Origin of the sequence: Jiangella rhizosphaerae (assembly GCF_003579925.1) — a bacterium.
Lineage (GTDB): Bacteria > Actinomycetota > Actinomycetes > Jiangellales > Jiangellaceae > Jiangella > Jiangella rhizosphaerae.
This window is the reverse complement of the sequence record NZ_QUAL01000277.1, coordinates 1-2,579: the sequence shown is the minus strand read 5'-3', so window position 1 is coordinate 2,579 and position 2,579 is coordinate 1. Positions and strand designations below refer to the sequence as shown.

The 2,579-nt window shown below is 74.1% G+C and carries 4 protein-coding genes; 1 reads left to right on the top strand and 3 read right to left on the bottom strand.

Annotated elements, in window-relative coordinates:
• The coding region (locus tag DY240_RS23215; RefSeq protein ID WP_119662134.1) for a hypothetical protein at positions 1–312 on the bottom strand (312 nt) is incomplete at its 3' end.
• A 170-nt stretch (positions 313–482) separates the two neighbouring features.
• Here DY240_RS23215 and DY240_RS23210 point away from each other — a divergent pair.
• A complete protein-coding gene (locus DY240_RS23210; protein WP_119662133.1) occupies positions 483–1,013 on the top strand; it encodes a class I SAM-dependent methyltransferase in 531 nt (176 codons plus the stop codon).
• On the opposite strand, the gene DY240_RS23205 is transcribed toward DY240_RS23210, so the two are convergent.
• Together DY240_RS23205 and DY240_RS32340 are read right to left on the bottom strand one after the other, a co-directional pair.
• Positions 1,010–1,855, bottom strand: coding sequence for a phosphatidylinositol-specific phospholipase C/glycerophosphodiester phosphodiesterase family protein (locus tag DY240_RS23205; protein ID WP_119662132.1), 846 nt, complete (start codon positions 1,853–1,855; stop codon positions 1,010–1,012). The genes DY240_RS23210 and DY240_RS23205 overlap by 4 nt on opposite strands.
• Positions 1,856–1,945: 90 nt before the next feature.
• Positions 1,946–2,579: FxLYD domain-containing protein (locus tag DY240_RS32340; protein WP_199702165.1), on the bottom strand; the 634-nt coding region annotated here is incomplete at its 5' end.

Genomic DNA, 2,579 nt, shown 5'->3' with positions numbered 1-2,579 from the left:
GGCCCCGCCGCCGCCACCGTCGCCGTCCGCGAGGTCGCGCAACGCCGCGTCCAAGGCGGCGACGCCGTCCCGCACCCCGTCGAGCGCCAGCAGCCCGGACCCGGCGCCTCCGCCGCCCGCCAGCGCCGTCAGCCGGTCCGCCAGGAGCTCCGCCTCGGCCGGCCCGAACGCGGCCGCCCAGCGTAGTGACCCGTCGGACGACGAGGGCAGGACGAGGTCGACGATGGGCCGGCCGGTGTCGTCGGCGGAGGCGACGAGGTAGCCGGCACCGAAGGACGACCAGGCGAACGGGCCAGAACGCGCTGCGGACACGATCCCTCCCGGGGGCGCTGTGCGGCAACCTGCCGGGAGGTCCCGTCCCCCGACGGTCCCGCTGTGCCGGAGTCAGGGCGACGGAGGCAACCGGGAACTACGCGCGCACCGTATCGCGAATCGGGGCACTTGACGCCGCTTGTCAGGGTTCGGCTGTCACACTCTCCGCCATGAGCGAACAGCCGCCGCCCCACATCGCCCGGCTGATCCCCAGGCTCGAGCTGACCGGCACCGAGCGGATCCTCGAGCTGGGCGCGGCGCCCGGCGTCGCCGTGGCCGAGATCGGCCCGCTGCTCACCGGCGACGGGCACGTCACGGCGCTCGACCGCTCGGCCGTCGGCGTCAGGCGGATCCGCGAGCGCAACCAGGCTCTCGTCGACGCCGGCCGGCTCACCGTCGTCGAGCAGGACCTGACGACGCTCGCGCCGGAGCCGCCCGAGCAGTACGACCTGATCTTCGCGTCGAACGTCAACGTGTTCTGGACGCACCCGCGCAAGGCCAACCTCGACGCACTCGCGGCGCTGCTCAAGCCAGGCGGACGGCTGCGCCTGTTCTACGGCTACGGGCCGGGCGACGTGGCCGGCCGCGGGCGCGACACGGGGTCGCTCGTCGCCGCCACGCTGAGCGCCGGCGACGCGCTGACCGCCGTCACCGTGGACGGGGCCGGCGCGCCGCTGGAGATCAGCGCCGTGCGCCGCTAGCGCGACTCGAGGAACGCCTGAAGGCCGGCGAGGTCGTCGGTGTTGAGGTGGTCGACGCCGGCGGCGAGCAGCTCGGTCCAGATCGCCTCGCGGGCAGGGCCCGGAGTGTCCGGCGTCGCCCAGAAGCGGACGCGGTAGCCGGCGGCGTGCGCCGTCGCCACGATCTGCCGCAGCTTGGCCCGCTCGGCCTCCGGGATCGGGCCGACGCCGCGCCAGGTGAAGTGGTTGCCCCAGTTGTCGCTGACCAGCGGCATGAAGCCGGCCGGCAGCCCGCTCGCGAGGTCGCCGAGGCGTCCGTCGTACCCGGCGAAGCGCAGCCGCTGCGCGAGCATCGTCGCGCGCGGCCGGTCGCCGCTGATGACCGCCGTGACGGCGCCCTCCTGCACCCGGCCGCCGACGTACCGGGTCATGAGGTCCTGGTACCGGCGCAGCACGGCGTCGATCTGCGCGTACGTCGCCTCGCCGGTGTTCTTGATGTCGATGAGCAGCTGCAGCGAGCCGTCCCAGCCCGGGTACACCGAGCCGCCGTTGGCGTGGACGATGTCGCGCAGCGGATCCAGGTACAGCGACTCCAGGGTGCGGCCGGGCTGGACCTCCCAGGCGTCGTGCGCGACCAGCAGCTCGCCGTCGACGAGCCAGACGTCGGCCTCGACGCTGGTGAACCCGTGGTCGAGCGCGTCGAGAAGCGGGCGCTCGTGCTCGTAGTCGTTGTGGGCGTGGGCGGGGTCGTGCGGGCCGATGACGGCGTCCGCGGCGGCCGTGGCGGCGATGCCGAAGGCGACCGCGAGCGGGACCGCCACGACGACGCGGACGATTCGGCGGAAACGGGACCGTTCGCTCATGACCGCTACCGTCACGGCGATTGACAACGAGTCAATGGCCGGTTCGCGACCGCCGGACGACGACTACGCGAACGGTTGCGCCGGCGCGGGCTACGTCTGGTCGGTGTTGGAGTCGACGGAGAACTCGACGGCGTCCCAGTCGCCGTAGTCGTCGAAGCCGATGAACTGGGCGTCGACGGATGCGCCGGCGGCGAGCTCGGTGGCCGACGTCGTCAGCGTCGAGACCGGTTCGCCCTGGTAGAGGACGGTCGCCGTCCAGGAGACGTAGTCGACGGCCTCGTCGCCGGTGTTCGTCACCGTCGCCCGGACCTCGAAGTCGCCCGCGAAGTCGCGCAGCACCTGCACGTCGGTGAACGTGAAGGCGCCGTCGGTGAACTCGCCCTCGAACGGCGTCGGCTCGGACGCCTCGGGCTCCTCCTCCGGCGGCTCCGTCTCGCGGGACTCCAGCTCGGCGCGGGCTTCGTCGAGCCGGCGCTTGAGGTCGTCGCGCTGCTGCTCGACCTCCTCGAGGCGCTCGCGCAACCGCTCCAGCTCGTCGTCGTTCTCGCCGCCGGTCTCCTGCGGCGCCGGCGTCTCTTGCGCGGTGGGGGCGGGCTCGTCGTCGTCGAGGCTCACGCCGACGGCCACGCCGGCGCCGCCGCCCGCGAGCAGCGCGAGCACGGCGACCAGCGGCCACACCCACCGGCGACGGCGTGCGGCCGGCGGCGGCGGCGGCGGGGGTGGC

What these genes read in the sequence shown, in the direction of transcription:
- DY240_RS23210 (WP_119662133.1), top strand. Translation starts at nt 483, where the DNA reads ATGAGCGAACAGCCGCCGCCCCACATCGCCCGGCTGATCCCCAGGCTC.
- DY240_RS23205 (WP_119662132.1), bottom strand. Translation starts at nt 1,855, where the DNA reads ATGAGCGAACGGTCCCGTTTCCGCCGAATCGTCCGCGTCGTCGTGGCG.